Annotated in this window: 22 protein-coding genes; all 22 read left to right on the plus strand. The window is 33.4% G+C overall.

Translation table 11 applies throughout. The features are described 5' to 3' along the window. Positions 1–321 precede the first annotated feature (321 nt). The 22 genes from pgeF to fmt all read left to right on the plus strand — a co-directional run bounded on the left by pgeF (position 322) and on the right by fmt (position 22,346). Positions 322–1,041, plus strand: coding sequence for a peptidoglycan editing factor PgeF (pgeF, locus tag AB8U03_RS04865; RefSeq protein WP_369703428.1), 720 nt, complete (start codon positions 322–324; stop codon positions 1,039–1,041). Between the two features lie 63 nt (positions 1,042–1,104). Then, positions 1,105–1,803, plus strand: a complete 699-nt coding sequence (locus AB8U03_RS04870) for a response regulator transcription factor (protein ID WP_369703429.1) — start codon at positions 1,105–1,107, stop codon at positions 1,801–1,803. A gap of 17 nt (positions 1,804–1,820) precedes the next feature. Beyond that, positions 1,821–3,542 carry a two-component system histidine kinase PnpS gene (pnpS, locus tag AB8U03_RS04875; RefSeq protein WP_369703430.1) on the plus strand — a complete coding sequence of 574 codons (1,722 nt, stop codon included), beginning with the start codon at positions 1,821–1,823 and terminating at the stop codon, positions 3,540–3,542. A 165-nt stretch (positions 3,543–3,707) separates the two neighbouring features. Then, positions 3,708–4,604 carry a phosphate ABC transporter substrate-binding protein gene (locus AB8U03_RS04880; protein WP_369703431.1) on the plus strand — a complete coding sequence of 299 codons (897 nt, stop codon included), beginning with the start codon at positions 3,708–3,710 and terminating at the stop codon, positions 4,602–4,604. A 79-nt stretch (positions 4,605–4,683) separates the two neighbouring features. Continuing rightward, positions 4,684–5,577 (plus strand): phosphate ABC transporter permease subunit PstC, encoded by an 894-nt coding sequence (pstC, locus tag AB8U03_RS04885; protein WP_369703432.1) that lies wholly within the window; start codon positions 4,684–4,686, stop codon positions 5,575–5,577. Further along, a complete protein-coding gene (gene pstA / locus AB8U03_RS04890; protein ID WP_369703553.1) occupies positions 5,577–6,464 on the plus strand; it encodes a phosphate ABC transporter permease PstA in 888 nt (295 codons plus the stop codon). Before pstC ends, pstA begins: the two co-directional genes overlap by 1 nt. 12 nt (positions 6,465–6,476) lie before the next feature. Next, on the plus strand, positions 6,477–7,226 hold the full coding sequence (pstB, locus tag AB8U03_RS04895) for a phosphate ABC transporter ATP-binding protein PstB (protein WP_369703433.1): 750 nt from the start codon (positions 6,477–6,479) through the stop codon (positions 7,224–7,226). 33 nt (positions 7,227–7,259) lie between these two features. After that, positions 7,260–7,916, plus strand: a complete 657-nt coding sequence (gene phoU, locus AB8U03_RS04900; protein ID WP_369703434.1) for a phosphate signaling complex protein PhoU — start codon at positions 7,260–7,262, stop codon at positions 7,914–7,916. Between the two features lie 131 nt (positions 7,917–8,047). Then, on the plus strand, positions 8,048–8,671 hold the full coding sequence (locus AB8U03_RS04905; protein ID WP_369703435.1) for a DUF47 domain-containing protein: 624 nt from the start codon (positions 8,048–8,050) through the stop codon (positions 8,669–8,671). Beyond that, positions 8,664–9,659, plus strand: coding sequence for an inorganic phosphate transporter (locus AB8U03_RS04910; RefSeq protein ID WP_369703436.1), 996 nt, complete (start codon positions 8,664–8,666; stop codon positions 9,657–9,659). The genes AB8U03_RS04905 and AB8U03_RS04910 overlap by 8 nt, the downstream gene beginning before the upstream one ends. A 41-nt stretch (positions 9,660–9,700) precedes the next feature. Further along, positions 9,701–11,035 carry a DUF512 domain-containing protein gene (locus AB8U03_RS04915; RefSeq protein WP_369703437.1) on the plus strand — a complete coding sequence of 445 codons (1,335 nt, stop codon included), beginning with the start codon at positions 9,701–9,703 and terminating at the stop codon, positions 11,033–11,035. A gap of 3 nt (positions 11,036–11,038) precedes the next feature. Further along, positions 11,039–12,355, plus strand: coding sequence for a ribosome biogenesis GTPase Der (der, locus tag AB8U03_RS04920; protein WP_369703438.1), 1,317 nt, complete (start codon positions 11,039–11,041; stop codon positions 12,353–12,355). Positions 12,356–12,357: 2 nt separating this feature from the next. Continuing rightward, positions 12,358–13,356, plus strand: a complete 999-nt coding sequence (locus AB8U03_RS04925) for an NAD(P)H-dependent glycerol-3-phosphate dehydrogenase (protein ID WP_369703439.1) — start codon at positions 12,358–12,360, stop codon at positions 13,354–13,356. Positions 13,357–13,452: 96 nt separating this feature from the next. Beyond that, the gene (gene spoIVA / locus AB8U03_RS04930) at positions 13,453–14,931 is read left to right on the plus strand and encodes a stage IV sporulation protein A (RefSeq protein ID WP_369703440.1); all 1,479 of its coding nucleotides are present in this window, start codon (positions 13,453–13,455) and stop codon (positions 14,929–14,931) included. A gap of 447 nt (positions 14,932–15,378) precedes the next feature. After that, the gene (locus tag AB8U03_RS04935) at positions 15,379–16,257 is read left to right on the plus strand and encodes a YicC/YloC family endoribonuclease (protein WP_369703441.1); all 879 of its coding nucleotides are present in this window, start codon (positions 15,379–15,381) and stop codon (positions 16,255–16,257) included. 15 nt (positions 16,258–16,272) lie between these two features. Beyond that, positions 16,273–16,548, plus strand: coding sequence for an extracellular matrix/biofilm regulator RemA (gene remA, locus AB8U03_RS04940; protein ID WP_369703442.1), 276 nt, complete (start codon positions 16,273–16,275; stop codon positions 16,546–16,548). Next, positions 16,548–17,216 carry a guanylate kinase gene (gene gmk, locus AB8U03_RS04945; protein ID WP_369703443.1) on the plus strand — a complete coding sequence of 223 codons (669 nt, stop codon included), beginning with the start codon at positions 16,548–16,550 and terminating at the stop codon, positions 17,214–17,216. The genes remA and gmk overlap by 1 nt, the downstream gene beginning before the upstream one ends. Beyond that, a complete protein-coding gene (gene rpoZ / locus AB8U03_RS04950; protein WP_369703444.1) occupies positions 17,158–17,376 on the plus strand; it encodes a DNA-directed RNA polymerase subunit omega in 219 nt (72 codons plus the stop codon). Before gmk ends, rpoZ begins: the two co-directional genes overlap by 59 nt. Beyond that, the gene (gene coaBC, locus AB8U03_RS04955) at positions 17,376–18,569 is read left to right on the plus strand and encodes a bifunctional phosphopantothenoylcysteine decarboxylase/phosphopantothenate--cysteine ligase CoaBC (RefSeq protein WP_369703445.1); all 1,194 of its coding nucleotides are present in this window, start codon (positions 17,376–17,378) and stop codon (positions 18,567–18,569) included. The genes rpoZ and coaBC overlap by 1 nt, the downstream gene beginning before the upstream one ends. 71 nt (positions 18,570–18,640) lie before the next feature. Further along, a complete protein-coding gene (priA, locus tag AB8U03_RS04960; RefSeq protein WP_369703446.1) occupies positions 18,641–20,842 on the plus strand; it encodes a primosomal protein N' in 2,202 nt (733 codons plus the stop codon). Between the two features lie 112 nt (positions 20,843–20,954). After that, positions 20,955–21,410, plus strand: coding sequence for a peptide deformylase (def, locus tag AB8U03_RS04965; protein ID WP_369703447.1), 456 nt, complete (start codon positions 20,955–20,957; stop codon positions 21,408–21,410). A 3-nt stretch (positions 21,411–21,413) separates the two neighbouring features. Beyond that, positions 21,414–22,346, plus strand: coding sequence for a methionyl-tRNA formyltransferase (gene fmt, locus AB8U03_RS04970; protein WP_369703448.1), 933 nt, complete (start codon positions 21,414–21,416; stop codon positions 22,344–22,346). Positions 22,347–22,354 lie beyond the last annotated feature (8 nt).

The raw sequence follows: 22,354 nt of genomic DNA on the forward strand, positions 1-22,354 counted from the left end.
ATGCATATCATTTTATTTATGTTAAATTTAAGTTGAAAAGGTTAAGTTTTTAAATATATTTCCAGTTATCATTAAATGATGTTAAAATATATTTAAAGTATTTTTACATAAAGTAATTCTTAGATTCAGGTGGATTTTACTCATAGGGAATGATTTTGTACCTGAACCTTATTAACAGTATTCTTAGTGTCTTTAGCACTTAGAATACGTTATCCTTTAGGGGAAGAACGTATCCAGAGGCAGCAGTGCTTATCCCCCACTTTACGAAGTTGGGGATGTTAGCAATGGCAGCCTTCGAATAAAATTAATTTGGAGGATAATATGAAAAAATTTGCAATTGGACCATATGAATTTATAAGTGTAGATTTTCAAGGAGCAAAAGCAGTATTTTCGACAGCTAAAAATAATTTGAATTTTAATAAAGCAGAAAATTCAGGAAAAAGAAATATTGAAAACCTAAAAAACTGGTTTGAATTAAAGAATGTAGGGTATTTGAATCAGGTTCATGGATGTAAAGTTATTGATTACAATAATGAGATGGAGGATGGAGATGGTATAATTACAAATAAGCCATATACAGCTGTCGGAGTTTTTAATGCGGATTGTGTTCCAGTACTTATATATGATAAAAAAGAAAAAGTAATAGCTGCAGTTCACAGTGGATGGAAGGGAACACTAGCATGCATTGTTTCTAAAGCAATTGAAAAGCTTCAAAGAGATTTTAAAAGTAAACCGGAGAATTTGCAGGTATGTGTAGGACCTCATATTCACAGTTGTTGTTACGAGGTGGGAGAAGAATTGATAGATAAATTTAAAAATTCATCTTTTTACAGAGGCAAAGATATATCTGAGGGTAGAAATTTAGATTTGAAAAAGTGCATATTATATCAATTGCAGGAAAAAGGAGTTAAAGAAAAAAATATAAATTATCTGGATATTTGTACGGTATGTGATGGTGAATTCCAATTATATTCTTACAGAAGAGATAAAAATACGGGAAGAATGTTTTCATTTATTTATTTGAATCCACTTGCTGAATAAGCCTAACAGTTGTACAATGCAGTTGATTATTAATCATTAACTGTATCATGGAGGTGTAATATTATGTCACAGAAAAAAATATTGATAGTAGATGATGAAGAACATATTTGTGAACTCATTGGATTTAATCTTAAAAAGAATGGATATAAGGCTATTGTGGCAGGTGATGGATTAAATGGACTAAAGATTGCAAAAGAAGAAAAACCTGATCTCATTTTGCTGGATGTTATGCTTCCGGAGTTAGATGGTTATGAGGTTTGTAAAGAAATAAGAAGGGACAGTGGTGCCATATCTTCCACACCTATAATAATGATAACTGCCAGAGGAGAGGAGTTTGACAGAGTATTGGGTCTTGAACTGGGAGCAGATGATTATATAACAAAACCCTTTTCTATAAGAGAGCTCATAGCTAGAGTTAAAGCCGTTCTCAGGCGAACTGACATAAAGACCGTAGATAAAAACTATAGGTTTGGAAATATAAGTATAGATTTTGAAAAGCATGAAGTTATCAAGAATAGGGATAAAGTGGAGTTAACGCTGAAGGAATTTGAACTTTTAAAAATACTCATAGAAAACAAGGGGAGAGTTATGACCAGGGATTTTTTGCTGGATAAGGTATGGGGATATGAATATGTTGGAGAAACTAGAACTATAGATGTGCATATAAGACATCTGAGACAGAAAATAGAGGACTTGGATGGCAAGCCTAAATATATAGAAACCATTCGTGGAATTGGTTATAGATTCAATTCAGAGGAATAAGTGGTGATGGTGATAAAATGAAGAAAAAATTAATGTTCTCCATGTTGTGCACCCTTATATTTAGTATGCTTATAACCACCTTATTGTTTATAGTTATTGAAAATCGTGAGTATATTGAAAATATGGAACAAACTTTAAAATTAAATAATCAAATTATAATAGATGTAATAAAACATGAACCATCAGAGAATAAAAGCAGTTTTTCTACAAAAAAATTTAAAAATACAATTATAAGAGAAACTCTTATAGATAAAAGTGGAAAAGTGATTAGTGATTCAGTAGCTTCAGAGGAAAATATGGGTAATCACAATTCAAGAAAAGAAATACAGGAAGCCAGAAGAAATGGAACAGGTTATGATATTAGACTCAGTGATACTACAAATAAGAAAACACTGTATTTTGCCACCGTATTTGGAGATGGATACGTAATACGAAGTGCACTTACGATGCAGGCAATTAAAGGGTTTGAGGGTAATTATCTTAAATATTATATAATTATAATGATTTTTTCCGTATTGGTTTCGCTGCTATTTGCTGAAAAACTTTCAAAATCAATAGTCAGACCTATTGAAAAACTTCAGCACACTACTTCCAGTATAGCTAGTGGAAATTTTGACAACAGGGTGAGAATTAAATCCAATGATGAGATAGGACAGCTTGCTAAAACTTTCAACAATATGGCTGATAAACTCCAGATTACACTAGAGGATTCAGTGGATAAGCATAATAAGCTGGAGGCCATACTTAAGAGTATGGACAGCGGCGTAATAGCTGTGGATATGGAGTACAGGATAATAATGATGAATCCCTATGCAAAGAGGATATTTGGAATCCACAAAGACATAATAGGAGAAGAACTAATGGATGAAATAAGGGATTTTGAATTGGAGGACATATTTAAAAGTGAAGAGGACAATTACAGGGAAATTAAAATACTCTGGCCTAGAGAAAAAAGTTTAAGGATAAAAAGAGCCTACATTATTAATGGAAGTAAAAGAATAGGGAAAGTAGCAGTAGTACAGGATATAACCGATATAAAAAAATTAGAGAATATGAGATCCCAATTTGTAGCCAATGTTTCTCATGAGCTGAAAACACCTCTTACTTCCATAAAAGGATTTGCGGAAACATTGAAATACGTGGAAGATAAAGAAGATAAGAATAAATTTTTAAATATAATAGATGATGAGGCGGATAGACTCACCAGATTGATAAATGATATTTTGACACTGTCACATATAGAAAACAACGAAATGGATGAATCTGTAATAATAGAAGCAAATCGCATAATAGAAGATATATGCTGTATGATGAAGGCTTCTGCAGAAAAAAAACATATAGAAATTCAAAAAACACTATGTGAAGTACCAAACATATGGGGGGATGAGGATAGGTTTAAGCAGATGGTTATAAATTTAATAGATAATGCAATAAAATATACTGATAATGGAGGAATAGTTAAGGTTAGCACAGATTTTAGTGATGGCAACTATTTAATCTCTGTGGAAGACAACGGAGTTGGGATTTCAAAAAAACATCAGGAAAGGTTATTCGAAAGATTTTATAGAGTGGATAAAGCTAGATCTAGAAGTGCAGGAGGAACTGGATTGGGACTTGCTATAGTAAAACATATAGTTTTGGGATTTGATGGAACTATAGAACTTGAAAGTGAAGTTGGAAAAGGCAGTAGGTTTACGGTTATAATCCCCATAGATTCAAATAAAAATTTAGATACATGATCGAAAAATAGACAGCATTCAAATAAAATTAAAGCTGTCTATTTTTGTATGTTAATTTTAATTAACATTAATATAATAATACATTAACTTTGGTGGGATATTATAAATAATGTAGTAATCAACAAGAAATATTACATATTAAATTTTGAGGAGGTCTATAGCGTTATGAGAAAAAAAGGTTTTAGAGGCCTTATAGTAACCATAGCTGTTGTTTTGGCAACAGGAGTTCTTGCAGGTTGTGGTGGAAGTAAGGGTAATACCAGTGAAGGAAACACTACAAATGATAGCAGTAAGGATATATCAGGTTCTATAACACTTGCAGGATCCACAGCACTTCAACCCTTGGCAGAACAAATTGGAAAGACATTTTCACAAAAAAATACCAAGGCCACAGTTAATGTACAAGGCGGAGGAAGCGGCACGGGATTGAATCTAGCACTTCAGGGAACTGCAGACATAGGAAATTCTGATGTAACGGCAGAATCAAAATTGGATGCAAGCAAGGCAAAACAGCTTGTTGACCACAAAGTTTGTGCTATAGGATTTGCAGTAGTGGTAAACCCTGATGTAAAAATTGATAATTTAACAAAAGATCAGATACAGAAAATATTTACCGGTCAGATCACAAACTGGAAAGATGTAGGGGGAGATGATATGAAAATAAATATAATAAACAGAACCAAGTCATCTGGAACAAGAGCTACATTTAAAGATACGGTAATGGGTGGCAAGGATGAAAAAGAAGGCCTTGGCACAACTCAGGATTCAAATGGAAATGTAGAAAATGCCATCAAAACAACAGATGGATCAATAAGTTATTTAGCACTTTCATATTTGACAGATGCAGTTAAAGCAAATGTGAAAGCACTGAAAATAGAAGGAGTGGAAGCTAATTCCTCCAATATAATTGCGAAAAAATATCCCTTCTGGTCTTATGAACACATGTATACAAAAGGAGAGGCAAAAGGTGTGGCAAAAGCTTATATAGATTATGTACTCAGCAGTGAAAATACGGATACAATAAAGAAACTTGGATATATACCAATGAGTGATATGAAATAAAAAAAATTTCTTTAGAGATTTGTTTTGGCTGACTGTAGAAGCAGTCGGCCATTAAAATATAATGTTGAGGTTGGTGAATATGGGCAAAAAATTATTCTGGAAGAAAATGAAAAATGAATATATGGGAAGAGGATTTGCAACACTCTGCGGTGTTATAATAATAATTCTTACCTTGAGCATAATAATTTTTATAACTTCAAAAGGTATAGATACCTTTGTAAAGAGAGGATATCCTGTAACAGAATTTTTGTTTACATCCAGGTGGATTCCAGACAGCAGTAATCCTAAACTTGGTGCTGCTATATTTTTTGCAGGTTCTACATTGGTTTCTATAGGAGCGGTTATAATAAGCGCACCAGTAAGTATAGCTCTGGCTGTGTTTATGCACTACATATCCCCTAAAATAGGTTCCAGGATATTACAGCCTTCTCTGGAATTATTCGTGGGCATACCCTCAGTTGTATATGGATGGGTTGGGTTCAGCGTACTTCTCCCATTTTTAAAGAGAAGTTTTGGCGGTATTGGATTTAGCTTAATTGCAGGAATATTGGTGCTTAGTATTATGATATTGCCAACTATAGCAAGCATATCGGCGGATGCTGTAAAAACTATTCCCAAAGGTTATATGGAAGCATCCTATGGACTTGGCGCAACTAGATGGCAAACCATATCCAAAGTAATAATTCCCTCAGCTAAAAATGGAATACTTACAGGAGTAGTGCTGGGGCTTGCAAGGGCCTTTGGAGAAGCTCTTGCAGTGCAGATGGTAATAGGTAATACAATAAAATTTCCTAAAGACCTTTTGAGTCCTACGACTACGTTGACAAGTATTTTAACCATGGATATGGGAAACACTGTATCTGGAACTGCATGGAATGATGCACTTTGGTCTTTGGCATTGTTTCTTTTAATAATTTCATTTGTCTTTATTTTAATAATAAGGGCTATAGGAAGAAGGAGTGAAATTAAATGATGAATGCCAAAATAAAAGACAAAATTTGGACTGGAGTTTTTTATGGAATAGCATTTTTTGTAATAACTCTTTTGGTTGCCTTGATAGGATATATACTGTTTAAAGGAATAGGCTTCTTTAAGCCGTCTTTTTTGTTTGGAAATGAAAAGTTTGGAGAAGCAGGAGGAGGAATAGGACCTCAGCTTTTCAATTCTTTTTATATGCTTTTGGTGGCACTTTTAATAAGTGTACCTTTTGGGATAGGAGCCGGCATATATCTGTCCGAATATGCTAAAAAAGGTATGTTTTTAAATGCAATGAGGTTGTGCATAGAAACTATGGCCTCCCTTCCATCTATTGTAGTTGGATTGTTCGGGCTTCTTATATTTGTAAACATAACCCAATGGGGATTTACTCTTTTATCCGGAGCTCTTGCAATATCAGTTTTGAATTTACCGGCTTTAACCAGGGTAAGTGAAAACGCCATAACTGCAGCGTCATTTTCCGTAAAAGAAGCAAGTCTTGGACTTGGTGCAACAAGGTGGCAGACCATATCAAAAGTTGTTCTTCCGTCGGCAATACCACAAATTTTAACGGGTATAATACTTGCGGCAGGCAGGATATTTGGAGAAGCAGCAGCTCTTTTATATACAGCAGGCATGAGTGCTCCTAAATTAAAATTTTCATATATAAGCCTGATAGATAAAGGGTCAGCATTTAGCGTGATGAGGCCGGCAGAAAGTCTGGCGGTATATATATGGAAGCTTAATTCAGAGGGAATGGTGCCTGATGCAGCACAAATAGCCAACAAGGCTTCTGCAGTTCTGGTGATTATGGTATTGCTATTTAATTTTTTAGCAAGAATAATAGGCAAGAAAATATATGAATCCTATACAGGTAAAAAATAGGGAGGAGAACTAATGTATATAATGCAGACTGTGAATCTTGATTTGTATTACGGGACTGTTCAAGCTCTTAAGAAAGTGAATTTAAATGTTGAAAAAAATTCAGTTACAGCGCTGATAGGACCTTCCGGATGCGGAAAATCCACATTTTTGAGAACTTTAAATAGAATGAACGATTTAATAGATTCAGTTAGAATTGAAGGAAAAGTACTATTTGAAAATAGGGATATATACAGTGATTATGATGTGATAGATTTGAGGAAGAGAATTGGAATGGTATTTCAAAGTCCTAATCCCTTTCCCATGTCCATATATGACAACGTAGCATATGGTCCTAGAATACATGGCATAAAAAATAAAAATGAATTAGATGGGCTGGTGGAAAATAGTTTAAAAGGTGCAGCTATATGGGATGAAGTTAAAGATAGATTAAACAGAAATGCATTAGGACTTTCAGGAGGGCAGCAGCAGAGGCTCTGCATAGCCAGAACCCTTGCAGTTGAACCGGATGTGCTTTTAATGGATGAACCTACATCTGCACTTGATCCTATATCTACTCTTAAAATAGAGGAACTTATGGATATATTAAAGAAGAAATATACTATAATAATAGTGACACATAATATGCAGCAGGCAGGAAGAATATCTGATTATACTGCTTTCTTTTTAAATGGTGAAATTGTTGAAGATGATAAAACTGAAAATATTTTCTATAAACCAAAGGATCAGAGAACAGAGGATTACATTACAGGAAGGTTTGGATAGAATTTATTAATAATTTAAAAGAGGTGACAGGTTATGACAAGAAAAGCATTTGATTATGCATTAAAAGAAATTCATAATGATGTGCTTAGGATGGGAAGTATAGTTGAAAAACAAATTCACCAATGTATAGAATCACTGGTAAATCAAGATGAAGAGTTAGCTCTCCAAACTATAAAGAATGATGATTTGGTAGATGATTTGCAAAGGAAAATAGAAGATAAATGTATAAAGGTCACTGCAAAAGAACAGCCCCTTGCCATAGATTTAAGAACAATATTTACAAATTCCAAACTTATAATGGATCTTGAGAGAATGGCAGATCATGCGGTGGATATAGCTAAAATAACTTTAAGACTAAAGAATGAAAAATATGCAAAAAGATTAATAGATATACCTGAAATGTCGGATATAATCGATAAAATGATAAAGATGGCACTGGATTCATATGTGCACAGGGATTTGGATAAAGCTTATGAAGCTTGTAAAATGGATGATGAAATAGATAGACTATTTAAAAATGTAATTAACGACATGGTTAAAATTACAGAAAAAGATAAAAGTAAAGCAAACCAGATGATCCAGTTGATGTTTGTTTGCAAGTATCTTGAGAGAATAGCAGATCGTGTCACAAATATATGTGAAGGAACAATATATCTGGTTACGGGAGAACAGAAAGATTTGAACGAATAAAGCAAATATATGGGATTTTTAAGTCCTAAGTATACAATACTTAGGACTTTTTTTTTATTTAATTTTTGTTTTTTTTATGTTATACTTTATTAGGTCGAAAACGAATATTTTCAATAATTAGGAGGTATATGATGTTTACTTTTACTCCAAAAGAAGACAAATTTTATGAATTTTTTGTTCAAACGGCGAATATTGCTTACAAGGCTTCAAAATTGCTGCTGAATTTTCTGGACAACTTGGAAAACTCAGAAAAAAACTTAAAAGAAATAAAGGAAGTAGAGCATGAAGGAGATAGAAAACAACATGAAATATTAGAGCAGTTGAATAAGACATTTATTACTCCCTTTGATAGAGAGGACATATATGTTATAGCCAAGGATATGGATGATATTATTGATTTTATAGAATCTACTGCCAGTAGGTTTGTTATGCTCAACGTAAATGAGTGTACTGAAGAAGCTACCAATTTGAGTCATATGATAGTTGAATGCTGTGAGGAAATAATAGTGATAATGGAAGAATTGAAAAATATGAAGACAAGTAAAAAACTTCCACGGATGATAATAGACGTAAACAGAATAGAAGAGGAAGGAGATGTGGTTTCAAGAAAAGCTATTGGAGATATATTTAGATCAAATATGAAAGTTATAGATGTTATAAAATGGAGAGAAATATATCAGTATCTTGAGAATACATTGGATGCTTGTGAGGATCTGGCAAATGTTATTGAAGGAGTAGTAATGAAAAATGCTTAATGCCTTGACTTTAACCATAATAATAGTTATAATTGCAATAATATTTGATACTATAAACGGTTTTCACGATAGTGCCAATGCTATAGCCTGTTGTGTATCCACTAGAGTGATGACCATGAAAGAGGCTGTTATAATGTCAGCTTCTCTGAACTTTGTTGGGGCTTTTATGAGTGTAAAAGTTGCCCAAACAATTGGAAATGGTATAGTAAATCCAAATGATGTTACTCAAAGTGTAATCGTAGCTGCCTTAATGGGAGCCATAATCTGGAATTTAATAACCTGGTATTTTGGAATACCAAGCAGTTCTTCTCATGCACTTATAGGAGGGCTAGTTGGCTCTGCTATTGTTTATAAAAGTTCTTTTCTAATAATCAACTGGTCGGGACTTTTTTGGAAAGTCATACTCTGGCTAATATTATCACCAATAATAGGATTTATAATAGGATTTGTATTTATGAATATAATGAACATGATATTGAGAAATACCAGACCACGTACAGTTACAAAAATTTTTTCCAAGGCTCAAATATTTTCAGCTATGTTGATAGCTTTAAACCATGGTGGAAATGATGCTCAAAAGACTATGGGAGTAATAACTATGACACTGGTAAGTGCTGGATTCCTTGATAAATTTTCAGTACCCCTGTGGGTAAAGGTATGCTGTGCACTATCCATGGCGTTGGGTACAAGTCTTGGAGGAAAAAAGATAATAAAGACTATGGGGTCTAAGATGGCTAAAATGACACCGGTAAATGGTTTTTCGGCAGAAATGGGAGCTTCAGCAGTAATATTTACAGCTACTATGTTTGATGCACCCGTTAGTACAACTCATATAATAACAACAGCAATAATGGGAGTTGGTTCCGCTAGAAGATTTTCAGCAGTAAGATGGTCCGTAGCCAAGGACATAGTTATAACATGGATATTTACCATACCTAGTTGTGCCGCTATTTCAGGAATTCTTGTATTTTTATTGGGGCTATTTTAAGGGGTTGCAGTAAATATTTAATTTAAATAGGAGTTATATAAATGAAAAATAAAGTTAGGGCAGTGAAACTTGGAAGTATTGCAGAAGAAATGGGAATAGAAATAGGAGATTGTCTTTTATCCATTAATGGTAATGAAGTTAAGGATATAATAGATTATAAATTTTTAATAAGTGATGAATATGTAAAAATAGAAATAGAAAAATGGAATAAAGAAGTATGGGAGCTTGAAATAGAAAAGGAATATGATGAGGATCTTGGAGTGGAGTTTGAAGAGATGATTCTGGATAAACCTAAAAGTTGCCATAATAATTGCATTTTTTGCTTTATAGATCAACTGCCCAAGGGAATGAGAAAAACTCTTTATTTCAAGGATGATGATTCCAGATTAGCTTTTCTTCAGGGAAATTTTGTAACCCTTACAAATATGACTGAAAGGGACATAGATAGGATAATTAAGTATAAAATCAGCCCCATAAATGTATCCGTGCATACCACTAATCCTGAACTGAGAATAAAGATGATCAACAATAAATTTGCAGGAAATATATATGATTTACTGAAAAAACTTACTCAAAATGGAATAAAAATAAGCTGCCAGATAGTATTGTGTCCTGGTGTAAATGATGGTGAGGAGTTTCGGAAGACTGTGGAGGATTTATATAAGTTGTATCCTGGTGTTGAAAATGTTGCCGTAGTACCTGTGGGAGTTACGAAATATAGACAGGACCTTTTTAAGTTGAAGCAGTATAATAGGATTTCTGCAGGAAAACAATTGAAAGTTGCAGAAGAACTTCAACATAAATACATAGTGGAAACAGGATCTCCTTTTGTAAGGCTTTCTGATGAGTTTTATCTTATTTCATGTATGAAAGTCCCGGATTCCAAGTTTTACATGGGGTATAAACAGCTGGAAGATGGTGTGGGCATGATAAGACTTTTTAGGGATAATATAGATAGGGAAATTGCGCATTTAAAAATGAATATGATGGGTTCTTTTACTTTTTTAACAGGGGACTTGGCGTATGATGATATAAAAAAAGCTGCTGATAAAATAGTAAAGAAGAATCCAAACCTAGTAATTGGCGTAAAAAAGATAATAAATAAATTCTTTGGTAATACTATAACTGTAGCAGGACTTATTACAGCAAAAGATATAATAGAACAACTTCAAAATGAAAAGGTGGGAAAGTATATAATAATACCAGAATGCGTGTTTAGAAAAGGATATGAACCTTCGAAATCAAAAGACAGGGTATTTTTGGATGATGTAACCTTAGAGGATTTGGAGAAAATTTTAAAAAGGAAAATATTTGTATGTGACTATACGGGTAAGGATCTAATACAAATTATAAATGAAAATAGTGAGGTGAAGTAATTAATGGGAAAACCAATAGTAGCTATAGTGGGAAGGCCTAATGTGGGAAAATCCACATTGTTTAATAAATTAGCCGGAAAGAGAATATCCATAGTGGAAGACACGCCTGGAGTTACCAGGGATAGGGTATATGCCCAGGCAGAGTGGTTAAAATATAATTTTACCATAATTGATACAGGGGGAATTGAACCGGAAGATAATGACATAATATCACTTCAGATGAGAAGACAGGCGCAAATGGCAGTCGAGATTGCGGATGTGATAATATTTATAGCAGATGGAAAAGAGGGACTTACTGCTTCTGACAAAGAGGTAGCTCAAATGATTAGAAAAAGTAAAAAGTCAGTGGTGCTGGTGGTAAATAAAATAGATAGTGTAAAACAGGAAGTTTCTACTTATGAGTTTTATAATCTGGGAATAGGAGATCCTATATCCATTTCAGCATCTCAGGGATTGGGACTTGGTGATATGCTGGATAAGGTGGTGGAAAATTTTCCCGATGATGGAAATGAAGATAAAGACAATGAATATATACAAATAGCTTTTATAGGAAAGCCCAACGTTGGAAAATCATCTCTTGTGAATAAATTATTAGGAGAAGAAAGGGTTATTGTAAGTGAAATTCCCGGAACCACAAGGGATGCTATAGACAGTTATCTTGACACAGAGGAAGGCAAATTTTTATTGATAGATACAGCGGGCATCAGGAGAAAAAGCAAAGTAAAAAAGGAAGTGGAAAAATACAGCGTTATAAGGACTTATACAGCAGTGGAAAGGGCAGATGTGTGTGTGCTCATACTGGATGCCACTCATGATATAAGTGAACAGGATGAAAAGATAATAGGATATGCACATGAATTGAATAAGTCCATTATGATTATAATCAATAAATGGGATTTGGTGGAAAAAGATACCAAGACCACAAATGCCTATAAGGATAAAATAGGTAAAAGTCTTTCGTTTATGACTTATGCTCCCTATCTGTTTATATCTGCAAAGACAGGGCAGAGAGTACATAAAGTATTGGAAACAGTAAAGATGTGTTATGAAAATTATTGTAAGAAAATAAAGACTGGAGTATTAAACGACATCATAAGCAGGGCAGTTATGATGAAAGAACCGCCAGTTGTTGGAAATAAAAGATTAAAAATATATTACGTTACTCAAATAGGAAGTAAACCTCCTACCTTTGTGTTTTTTGTAAATGACCCCAATTGTATTCATTTTTCTTATGAAAGATATATAGAAAACCAATTGAGGGATAGTTTCGATTTTACAGGTACTGGAATAAAATTTGAGTTTAGAGAGAGGAAGGGTTAAACGTGTGTTTATCCGTGTCTTTTTTAGGAGGGGGCAGTTTTGGAACCGCCCTTTCTATAATGCTTGCTAAAAAGGGAATTGAAGTGAATCTGTGGGATAGAAAAGATACTATAGTACAGGATATAAATGTAAAAAGAGAAAATATTAAATATCTTCATAAGGTATTGATTCCCAAAGGCGTAAAAGCATCTGTAAATGCAGAACAGGTAATTAATAAGAGCCAGGTTTTAGTTTTGGCAGTTCCATCCCAGGCAATAAGGGAGGTTTGTAAAAACTTTAAGCAGTTTATAAATAAAGATCAGATAATTGTAAATATAGCTAAGGGAATAGAGGAAAAAACCGGTAAAAGGCTCTCTCAGGTTATTGAGGAGGAACTTCCTGAAAATAAAGTGGCAGTGCTTTCTGGACCAAGCCACGCAGAAGAAGTGGCCCGTGATATACCTACTACAGTAGTTGTATCCTCAAAAGATGTAGAATGTGGTAAAAAAATTCAAAATCTGTTTATGACAAATAAATTTAGGGTATATACCAATAAGGATATAGTGGGAGTGGAAATTGGAGGTGCTGTTAAAAATATAATTGCACTGGCATCGGGAATTTCAGATGGAATAGGTTATGGAGATAATTCAAAGGCGGCCCTTATGACCAGGGGAATTGCAGAAATAGTGAGGATTGGAGAAAGACTTGGGGGTAAGAGGGAAACATTTTCAGGCCTTTCAGGAATAGGAGATCTTATAGTTACCTGTACCAGTATGCACAGTAGGAATAGAAGGGCTGGAATACTTATAGGACAGGGTAAATCAATGGAAGAAGCTGTTAAAGAAGTCAATATGGTAGTTGAAGGTATAGCGGCCTGCAAAGCCTTTTATGAGCTTAAAAGCAGGTTAAATGTAGAAATGCCTATAACAGAGGCACTTTATGAAATACTTTTCAAGGGGAAGGATCCTAGATATATTGTATATGAACTGATGACAAGAGCTAAGAAAAGTGAAGTATATTAGAAATTAATTTAAGCTGCAGGTGAAATAATATGTAATAAAATATGCCTTATGAAAATATATATATACTGTTAATATTAGATTATTGGAGGGTATATTTTGGAAAACTTTAATATATACAAAGATATTGCAGAAAGAACTCAGGGAGATATATATGTGGGAGTTGTAGGACCTGTTAGAACTGGAAAATCCACTTTTATAAAGAAATTTATGGAAATAATGGTACTTCCCAACATAGATAATTCTTATAAAAAGCAGAGGGCTAAAGATGAATTGCCTCAAAGTTCTTCAGGAAAGTCCATTCATACTACAGAACCTAAATTTGTTCCCAATGAAGCTATAGAAATAAGCTTAAATGAAAGCACTAGATTTAAAGTCAGAATGGTTGATTGTGTCGGGTATATAGTTAAGAGTGCATTAGGGTACATGGAGGGGGAAGAAGCTAAGATGGTCACCACCCCTTGGTATGATTATGAAATACCTTTTGAGGAAGCTGCTGAAATTGGAACTAAGAAGGTAATAAATGAGCATTCTACTATAGGACTTTTGATAACTACAGATGGTTCTATAACTGATATAAATAGGGAAGATTATGTTGAGGCAGAGGAAAGGGTAGTAAATGAGCTGAAATCAATAAATAAGCCCTTTATAGTAATTCTAAATTCACAACATCCTTATGAGCCCGATACTATGGATTTAAAAAAGGAATTGGAAAGTAAATACGATGTACCGGTTCAGTGTATGGATGTGCTTAATATGAAGGAAGAGGATATAACAAATGTATTTCAAAGGGTACTTAAGGAGTTCCCAATTAAGGAAATAAATATTGATATACCAGAGTGGATAGAAAAAATGGAACCATCTCATTGGTTGAAACTGGATTTTATAAATTTGGTAAAAGACATGTGTGGAAATGTATATAAAGTCAGAGATATAGTAAGATCTGTTGAAGGATTTTCAGATATAGAATTTGTGGGAGAATCTGATGTAAAAGAAATCAATATGGGGGAAGGTACTGCCAGCATTAATTTAAAACCCAAAAAGGATCTTTACTATAAAATATTAGGTGAAGTCTGCGAGAAAGAAATTCAGGGTGAAAGTGATTTGCTGAACATAATTAAGGAAATGCACAGCGCAAAAGTAGAATACGACAAGGTCTCAAGGGCATTAAAAGATGTTAAGGATACTGGCTATGGGTTAGTGGCACCCCAGCTCTCTGAAATGAAATTGGAAGAACCTGAAATTGTGAAACAGGGCAATAAGTTTGGAGTAAAATTAAAAGCCAGTGCACCTTCGCTGCATTTTATAAGAGCAGATATTCAAACGGAAATTTCACCTATTATGGGTACAGAAAGAGAAAGCGAAGAAATGGTTAAATCACTACTGGAACAATTTGAGAGTGATCCTTCTAAAATATGGCAGAGTAATATGTTTGGCAAATCTCTGGAGGTATTAGTAAAAGAAGGACTTCAAAACAAGCTGTATAAAATGCCGGAAGATATTCAGATTAAAATACAAAAAACACTGCAAAAAATTATAAATGAAGGTAATGGCGGTTTAATATGTATTATACTTTAAATTTTTGAAATGTACCTTATTATGATTAAGTCCAACATGTATTATTATTTTAAGATTATATTCTCAAATTTAGAGCTTCAGGTAATTGTATTTTAATTATCTGAAGCTTTGAGTTTTTTAAATAAGTTTACAATATTTTTATAGATGTGTCTATTGTAGGTATTTTATGATATAATCGTCTTAAACTAGAGTTTTAGAGAAAATTTTAGTGTGAATTTGCGAATCCTGTAGTATGAAGTGGTTATTGGATACGGTGGAGCTTTCTCATAAGGAAAGCTTTTCGTAACGAATCTTAGAAGAACTTATCCAAGAATGTGGCAGCGCTTATCATTTCTGCTTTACAAAACTAAGGGGTGGCCACGGGATAAATTTATCTTGAAATTATTATAGATATTTATGTATAATTAAGTGTAGACTTATAAGGTTGTATGGAAGGATGAAATTATAATGATTAAAAGTATGACGGGCTTTGGAAGGGGTACAGTAGAAGGTGAGGGACAGAGTTTTACAGTAGAAATAAAAAGCGTAAACCACAGGTATTGCGATTTAAATGTCAAAATGCCAAAAAGCTTTATGCCTTTAGAAGATAGAATGAGAAAAGTCATTCAACAAAAAATAAACAGAGGCAAAGTGGATATGTTTATAACTCAGATGAATTTTGGCAATTACACTACAAAGGCTGTGCTGGATGAAAAGCTGGCGGACAGCTACGTGGAGTGTCTAAATAAAATCAGAGAAAAATATAATATAAAGGCAGACATATCTCTTGATTTAATTGCTAAATTCCCAGATGTTATAACGTTAAAAAAGGAAGAGGATGATCTGGAAAACACTTGGAAATATTTATTACAGGCTTTAAACGATGCTGTTTCTATGCTTGTGAATATGAGGGAAAAAGAGGGAGAAAAGCTAAGGAGGAATATGATTCAAAAATGCGACCATATTGAATCTTTAATGAATGATATAGAAAATAGATCTTTTAAGATAGTAGAAGAATACAGGGAAAAACTTTCAAATAGATTAAAGGATTTACTTGGAAAATGCCCTGTAGATGAAAATAGATTGACAATGGAAGTTGCATTGTTTGCGGATAAGTCATGTATTGATGAAGAAATTGTAAGGCTAAATAGTCATATAATTCAGTTTAAGGAAACTTTGGATGTAGATGAACCTGTAGGAAGAAAGCTTGATTTTATATTGCAGGAGATGAATAGAGAGGCAAATACTATTGCATCTAAATCAACAAATTTGGAAGTGACTCAACTGATATTAAATGTAAAAAACGAAATAGAAAAAATAAGAGAACAGATACAAAATGTGGAGTAAAACAGGAGGAAATGTATGGGTATTAAGTTAATAAATATAGGCTTTGGAAATATTGTTTCAGCAAATAGATTGGTAGCTATAGTGAGTCCGGAATCTGCACCGATAAAGAGAATAATTCAAGAGGCAAGAGACAGGGGAATGCTCATAGATGCCACTTATGGGAGAAGAACAAGAGCTGTTATAATAACAGACAGTGATCATGTAATACTTTCAGCAGTTCAGCCTGAAACTGTGGCACATAGACTGTCATCTAAAGATGAAGAAGACGAAATCAGTGAGGTTGAGGAATAATGCGGAAAAAGGGTCTTTTAATTGTAATATCAGGGCCTTCTGGCACAGGAAAAAGTACAGTATGTAAAGCTCTGATTGAAAAAAGCAAATTTTGGATTTCTATTTCAGCTACTACAAGATCCCCACGAAAAGGTGAAGTAGATGGAGTAAATTATTATTTTTTGACTGAAGAGGATTTTAAGGATAAAATAAAAAATAATAATTTTCTAGAGTACGCAAAGGTATATGGGAACTATTATGGGACTCCCAAGTCTCAGGTTCTAAAGGCTATAGAAGAGGGAAATGATGTAGTGCTTGAAATCGACATTCAGGGAGCCTTAATGGTGAAAGAAACCTATCCTGAAGGGGTATTTATATTCATACTTCCTCCTTCCATGGAAGAACTTAAAAAAAGAATTATAAATAGAGGCAGTGAAACACCTGAATCCTTTATGACTAGATTTAATTCAGCATATAAGGAAATAAATTATGTATCAAAATACAATTATATGGTTATAAATGATACTGTAGATAATGCTGTAAGTAATATAGAGAGTATAATTATGGCAGAAAAATGCAGAGTAGATAGGGTTAAAGATGAAATATTAGATCCTAAGGAGGGAATTACATATGAACAACTCGATGATAAATCCATCTATTGTAGATCTGTTAAAAAAAGTAGACAATAGATACACTTTAGTTACTATAACAGCCAAGAGATCAAGACAATTGATTGAAGGAGCTGAACCATTAGTGAACATAGATTCAACAAAACCTGTTACTATAGCTATTAATGAAATATATGAGGAGCTAATTACTTATGAAACTGTAAAAGAAGGTATCAAGTAATGTTAAATGATAGGAAAACAGTGATTATAGGAGTAACTGGAGGTATAGCAGTTTACAAGGCATTGGATGTTGTAAGCAGATTAAAGAAAAAAGATTTTGAAGTAAATGTCATAATGACAAAATCTGCGGCAGAGTTTGTAACACCTCTTAGTTTTCAAACCATGAGCCAGAATATTGTAAATATTGATATGTTTCAGGAACCTAGGGCCTGGGAAATACAGCATATCTCCCTTGCTAAAAAGGCGGATTTGATAGCGGTTATTCCAGCCACTGCCAATATAATAGGAAAGATTTCAAATGGCATAGCAGATGATCTTTTAACTACTACAATCATGGCAGCAAAGGCTCCAGTTATCTTTGCACCTGCTATGAACACCAATATGTATAACAATCCTATTGTACAGGATAATATGAATAAACTCATGAAATTTGGTTATGAGTTTATAAAACCTGCCGTGGGAAGGTTGGCCTGTGGTGACAGCGGTGAAGGTAAACTTGAGAATACGGATTTTATAGTACAGGTAATTGAGAGTATGTTATATGACATAAAGGATTTAAGTGGGAAAAAGGTATTGGTGACAGCTGGACCCACAATGGAGGATATAGATCCTGTCAGGTATATAACAAATAGATCCTCTGGTAAAATGGGGTATTCAATAGCTGAAGAAGCGAGGGATAGAGGTGCAGAGGTGACTCTTGTGTCCGGACCTACAAATTTAGATACACCTTTTGGAGTGAAATTTATAAAAGTGAGAACAAATGAGGAAATGCTAAACGCAGTACTTGAAAAATTTCAAAAGCAGGATATAGTGATAAAAGCAGCGGCAGTTTCCGATTATAAACCTAAAGTTTATTCCAGAAAGAAGATAAAAAAAGATGGAGATGAGCTTTCCCTTCCCCTGATTAAGGATGTTGATATACTAAAAGAACTTGGAAAGTTAAAAAGTAATCAGATTTTAGTGGGTTTTGCGGCAGAAAGCAATGATTTGATTGAAAATGCTGAAAAAAAATTAAAAAATAAAAACTTAGATTACATAATTGCCAATGATATAACAGGAAGGGATACTGGATTTTCCTCAGATAATAATAAAGTAACCATAATATTTAAAAATGGAGATAAGATAAGTTTGGATAAAATGAGCAAAAGGGAAGTAGCACGAAAATTATTTAATATATTGGCATCTAAAATATAAAATTTATGTTTAAGAGGGGTTAACATTTAAATGCCTCTCTTATTTGATGTTTATTATAAAAGGGTGATCAGGTGTATATATACGCAGGAATTATTGTAAATAACAGTTCTGTAAAATTAGATAAAATTTTTACCTATAAGGTGCCAGATAAGCTAAAAGACAAAATAGAAATAGGTTTTAGGGTTAAAGTCCCTTTTGGAATGGGAAATAAAAAGTTAGATGGATTTGTAGTGAGTATTTATGAGAATGTGTTAGATGATACGAAAGTCAAAGAGATAATTGATTTTTGCGATGGTTTTTCTCTTTTTACAAGAAAAGATTTGGCACTTATAGAAAATATGAGGAAGAGGTATTTGTGTACATATCTCGATTGTATAAAGGTATTTATACCAAGAGGTATTTTTAAGGGAATGAAAGACAAAAAGGAAACCCTGGTATACATAGGTAAAAATTTGGAAAAAAATTTTAACAGAGATCCTTACAGAAGTATATATGAATTGGTGGAAAGTAAAAATGGCAGATATACTAAAAACTTTATAAGCAAGAATTACAATTTATCTTTATCCTCTATAAATACTATGATAAAACACGGATTCCTTCTTACAGGGGAGAAAACTGTAACCAGATATGATGATAAAAAATACAGTATCTATTCAAAAAAAACGTTGAATGAAGAACAACAATTTGCAGTAGATGAAATAATAAATTCACATAAAAAGTTGTTTTTGATTCATGGAGTTACGGGAAGCGGTAAAACTGAAATTTATATGCAGCTTGTAGAAAAGACCATGGAAGGTGGAAAGGAATCCATAATATTGGTTCCTGAAATTGCCCTTACTCCTCAAATGGTAGAAAGATTTAAAGGTAGATTTGGGAAAAATGTAAGTGTATTTCACAGTAAATTATCAGATGGAGAGAGATATGACGAATGGATGCGAATAAAAGGGCATCAGGTGAAAGTTGCCATAGGAGCAAGATCTGCTATTTTTTTACCTTTTAAAAATTTGGGACTTATAATAATAGATGAAGAGCAGGAATGGAGCTACAAGTCAGATAGTAATCCTAAATATAATGCCAGAGAAATTGGAGAAATGAAATGTAATCAATATGATTGTAAAATGATACTGGGTTCCGCTACGCCTTCTATAAAAACTTATTATAGGTGCAAAACCGGCGAGATTGAACTTTTAACTTTGAAAAATAGAGCTGATGGGGCAATTATGCCAGAAATTAAAATTGTGGATATGAGAGAAGAGCTTGTAAATAATAATAAATCCATGTTTAGCAGAATTCTATATGAATCTATTTGTGACAGGTTAAATAAAGGGGAACAGACAATACTTTTCTTAAATAGAAGGGGATATTCTACTTTTGTATCCTGTAGAAAATGTGGTTATGTGTTTAAATGTAATAAATGTGACATATCCTATACCTATCATCATAATGTGGGAAAACTTATATGCCATTATTGTGGAAGCAAGATTGATGTTCCAAAGGTTTGTCCTAAATGTGGAAGTAAATATGTAAAGTATTTTGGAGTGGGTACTGAAAAGATAGAACAGCATATAAAAAGTGAATTCCCCCAGGCAAAAACCATAAGAATGGACTTTGATACTACCAGAAAAAAGAATTCTTATGAAAATATATATAATACTTTTAAAGAAGGCAGGGCGGATATATTAATAGGAACTCAGATGATAGCAAAGGGATTGGATTTTAAGAATGTAACCCTGGTGGGGGTAATAGCAGCAGATTTGTCTATTAATCTTCCAGATTTCAGATCAGCAGAAAAAACCTATGAACTGATAACTCAGGTTTCAGGAAGAGCAGGCAGGGGGGAAAAACCGGGCGAGGTAATTGTACAGACATATAGTCCTGAAAATTATAGTATAAAATGTGCTGCAGAAAATGATTATGAAGATTTTTATAATGAAGAAATTAACATAAGAAGGCAGATGGAATATCCACCTTTTTCAGATATACTTCTTATAAACATGAATAGTAAAAAAGAAAATATATTAATAAAAAATATACAAAATGTTGGTGTATTTTTAAGAAATGCTCTCGGAAAAAATGATAAAATTAAAATGTTAGGGCCATGTCCATGTGAGATATCAAAAATAAAGGAATTATATCGGTGGAAGATAATGATAAAGGGCAAAATAAATTTGAGTATGGCACAAAATATCAGAAAAATAGTTTATGATTTATTAAAAGACGTTTATAATGATATAAAGGTTAATATAGATATAAATCCTAATAACATGTTGTAAAATTCATTTGTTTAAATATTGATGTTAAGTATATAGTTTAAATTGAGAAGGGAGTTGAACAAACCGTAGGATAATCTTGAAATCTTATAGATTTTAGGGAGACGGTGAATATATGGCTTTGAGAAATATTAGAAAATACGGAGATGACATACTGAGGAAAAAAAGCAGGAAGGTGGATGTTATAAACGATAGAATTATAACATTGCTGAAAGATATGGAGGAAACATTATATGAGGAAGATGGCATAGGGCTTGCAGCGCCGCAAGTAGGTGTTTTAAAAAGAGTTATAGTAGTTGATATAGGAGAGGGTATATTTAAGCTTGTAAATCCGGAAATTATATACAGTGAGGGAAGTTATACAGACAGGGAGGGATGTTTGAGCATACCGGGAACGCAAGGTGAAGTGAAAAGACCTCGTAAAGTAAAAGTAAAGGCAATAAATGAGAAAGGAGAAGAGGTAATAATAGAGGGAGAGGATTTACTGGCCAGAGCATTTTGTCATGAAATAGATCATTTAAATGGTATACTATTTGTAGATAAGATCATAAAAAAAGAAGGTGAAAAATGATATATGAATATAGTTTTTATGGGAACCCCTGATTTTTCAGTACCATCTTTAAAAAAATTAATAGAAGAATTTAATGTTGTAGCTGTATTTACCCAGCCTGATAAGCCAAAGGGCAGGGGTAAAAAAGTATTTTTTTCTCCTGTTAAAGAAGAGGCCATTAAATATAATATACCTATATATCAGCCTGCCAGGCTAAAAAATGATGAGCAGGCATTGAATGAACTAAAAAAGATGGAAGTGGATTTTATAATAGTAGTGGCCTATGGACAGATACTTACAAAAGAAGTATTAGACATACCTAAAAAGGGATGTATTAATTTGCATGCATCACTTTTGCCAAAATATAGAGGAGCTGCACCTATAAACTGGTGCATTATAAATGGAGAAAAGGAAAGTGGAAATACCACTATGTTTATGGATACTGGACTGGATACGGGAGATATGCTTTTAAATAGTGTCGTGCAAATTTCGGAAGATATGACGGCAGGAGACCTCCAAAACCTATTGAAGGAAGATGGAGCAGGGTTGTTGGTAAAAACACTTAAGGGATTGAAATCAGGTGTAATCAAAAGAAAAAAACAGGGAAAAACTCCCACTATTTATGCAAAAATGTTATCTAGGGATATGGCAAAAATAGATTGGAATCTCAGCAGCAGCAAAATAAAAAATTTTGTCAGGGGTTTAAATCCATGGCCTATTGCATATACTCAGTATAGGGGAGAAAATATGAAAATATATCGGGTGGATATACTGGACGAAATGTCTCAAAGGGAAGCCGGATATATACTGGAAGTCTCCCAGTCCGGAATTAAGGTAGCTTGTGGCAGTGGAGTTCTTATGATAAAAAAGATACAATTTCCAGGAGGAAGGCCTATGGAAGTCAGTGAATATATAAAAGGACATTTGATAGAGCCAGGAATTGTATTAGGAAAATAATTTATGTG

Source organism: Clostridium moutaii, assembly GCF_041205085.1.
Classification (GTDB): Bacteria; Bacillota; Clostridia; order Clostridiales; family Clostridiaceae; genus Clostridium_B; species Clostridium_B moutaii.